General features: G+C 42.0%; 3 protein-coding genes. 1 reads left to right on the forward strand and 2 read right to left on the reverse strand.

Translation table 11 applies throughout. From position 1 onward, the window contains the following. Nucleotides 1-305: 305 nt before the first annotated feature. The gene (locus tag E5S67_RS31600) at nt 306-908 is read right to left on the reverse strand and encodes a DUF4276 family protein (RefSeq protein WP_172193387.1); all 603 of its coding nucleotides are present in this window, start codon (nt 906-908) and stop codon (nt 306-308) included. Next, nucleotides 905-2,059, reverse strand: coding sequence for an AAA family ATPase (locus E5S67_RS31605; protein ID WP_172193390.1), 1,155 nt, complete (start codon nt 2,057-2,059; stop codon nt 905-907). The genes E5S67_RS31600 and E5S67_RS31605 overlap by 4 nt, the downstream gene beginning before the upstream one ends. A 32-nt stretch (nt 2,060-2,091) precedes the next feature. Here E5S67_RS31605 and E5S67_RS31610 point away from each other — a divergent pair, with 32 nt between their 5' ends. Then, nucleotides 2,092-2,577 (forward strand): creatininase family protein, encoded by a 486-nt coding sequence (locus E5S67_RS31610; RefSeq protein WP_339382809.1) that lies wholly within the window; start codon nt 2,092-2,094, stop codon nt 2,575-2,577. Nucleotides 2,578-2,638 lie beyond the last annotated feature (61 nt).

Here is a 2,638-nt window from a genome sequence, read left to right on the forward strand (position 1 = left end):
TATCGTGCACACTAGCTAATTTAGGATGATTACATTTACGTCAAGGAGCTTAACTACACAGAGGCTTTGATTGTTTTCGGAGATGTCTTTTTAGCGACCAAGATGCTTGCACTCCTGTCAAAGCAAAACAGAGATGTACTCAGATGATGGGAGCATCTCAATGAAAGTAAAAAGCGTTGTTTAGGAGTGCGATCGTCCCGCACAAAACAGTATATACATATAGCAAGCAAGGTGTGGAGCCCGCGATTTATAGTGCCGAAGTGCCACAGCGAGCAATATTTAATTTTGTGCGCCTGCTAACAATCTCATATCAATTCCCCCCCACAAAGAAATAAAATAGTATTCAGAAAAGCCTTTAATTCAGGACAGACTACAGCAGCATCCATGAGATTTTCTCCATCTAATATTCTTTTTGCATCCCGTGCTTTATCATAGCTCCGACGTTTCCCCTGTTCAAATATTTCTTCAATCCTCTTAGAAGGTGGATTATTGTGATTTACCAGTTCAGGAGGACCGCTAGGAACCGCTCTATTGCCTCCTGATATTTTCTGAATTTTTGACCAAAAAGGTAACAGCCAAGCTTCAAAGTCATGGGAAGCTGTATGGGGATAAAATTTAGGATTGTCCCCTACCCATTCTTTCATTTGAGCCTTAGCATCCGCTGCATCTTTAAAATCTTTAGTGCCTGTATAAACATCTGTTAATGCAATTACAGCATGACAGGCATCTTTACCAGTCAATAAATTTTCCACGACGTCCTTGAGTTTCTTTTCTTTGTGAATGCGACCTTTACAACATATAAACTTTAATTTGGGCATCTGCTGTCCCAGGCGTGGCTTAAGAAACTCTTGCAGCTTAGGCTTAAATGCCATTTCCGTTTCTCCTTCAACCACAATAGCAATCTTCACGGTCTGCCTCCAAAAATGTTCATTGCCCAAAGCTGATCCAAGCTATAATCTTCTAACCAGTGTTCTAAGTCTATAGAGTCAGCCCAAGTTAGATTTGTGAGACCATCTTCAGAATCACAAACTAGCACCTCGTGAGGCTTTAAAAATCCGATCAATCTATCTGAATGAGTTACTACAATTAGTTGAGTTCTTTGAGAAGCTTCTCTCATAGCATGAGCTAGTTGTTGTAACAACTCTGGATGTAAACTCACTTCCGGCTCATCAATCAGCGTGACAGCGGTCAAATCTCGACTTTGCAGTAAGGTGATTAACCAGAGAAATCGCAGCGTCCCCTCGGATAGTTGGTGCATATAAAAAGGATTAGAAAAATTTCGATCCTTCCAAGTCATTGCTAAAGTTCCGGCTGCTACTGGCGGAAAGCTTAATCGTTCAAAATCAGGAAAAGCCGCAGCCAGTGTATCTTGGATAATTTCAAATCGATTTGGATCTGTTTCTCGCAGATAATAAAGGCATGAAACTAAATCCTCTCCCTTGGCACCGGGCAAAGTTGCAGGCCGCATAGATTGAGGTAAACGGATAGGACTTTGAGGGTAAAGATTTAACTCCCAAGCCTTATAAAAGCTACATGAAGCTAAGTGCTGCCTCAATGTTTCTGGTTCCCGATACATCTTAGGAACCTGAGCGAGTGAGCTTTCCAAAGGATTGTACTGCCAGTTTGGACGTAGTAGCTTTTCATCGTCTGGACTGAAATATCTGACATCTAAACCGCGAGATTCAATATACTTAAAAGGTTGAGAAGCATTGGGATCGCGCTGTTGGATTAGAGTTTCTGAACCAATTTCATAGAATTGACCTTTGGTTGCAAGTTTCAGAGAATAGTTTAGCGGTTCCTGATTCTCTATAGGCATCGATAAGGAGATTGACACGCTATCAGTCCGGTCTAATGTTACTATCTGAGTTAGACCGCCCAACTCGGAAATTTTGGACTGTAACTGACCGTTGGCTGATGCTGCTAAAAGTGAGAATATTTCTAAGAAAGAACTTTTCCCAACACCGTTAGCACCAATCATCACTGTCAGAGGTCGCATTCCCACCTCTGCCGAAAACAAACGGCGAAACCCCTCGATCTTTAGGCGCTCAAATGTGTTCATAACTTTTGCCCTTGAGCTTGTAGAATCGTAATATGCACAATTTTATTCCAGAACAGCGCTTTTTTCCATATCTGACTTGGACAGAAATTGAGTCTATGCCGGACAAGGAAAATACTGTGATAATTCGGCCACTAGGTGCGATCGAACAGCACGGCCTCCATTTGCATTTAATTGTAGGTGTGGCAATTAGCGCGACGGTGACTGGCAAAGCGCTGGCTTCGTTAGATGCAAATATTCCAGCTTATGCTTTGCCAACTCTTTACTATGGCAATTCGACTGAACACTGGCATTTTTCCGGTACAATTATGCTCAGTGCTTCCACACTTTTAGCAGTAATTGTCGAAATTGCTGACACTATTTACAGAGGAGAAATTCGGAAATTAGTATTAATGAACGCTCGCGGCGGACAGTCGCAAGTGATGGAAACTGCGGCGCGGGGCATTCATCAAAATATCAACTTTTTTCGGTTTTTCCACGGTTTGTTTGGCCAATACTCCGGACAGTTTTTAAGCAGCTAAAGTACCATAAGACAAGACTGAAGGAAGGTTAGGGTGATTTAAAATCAAATCCCGGTCTAAA

This window comes from Microcoleus asticus IPMA8 (genome assembly GCF_013179805.1).
Lineage (GTDB): Bacteria > Cyanobacteriota > Cyanobacteriia > Cyanobacteriales > Microcoleaceae > Microcoleus > Microcoleus asticus.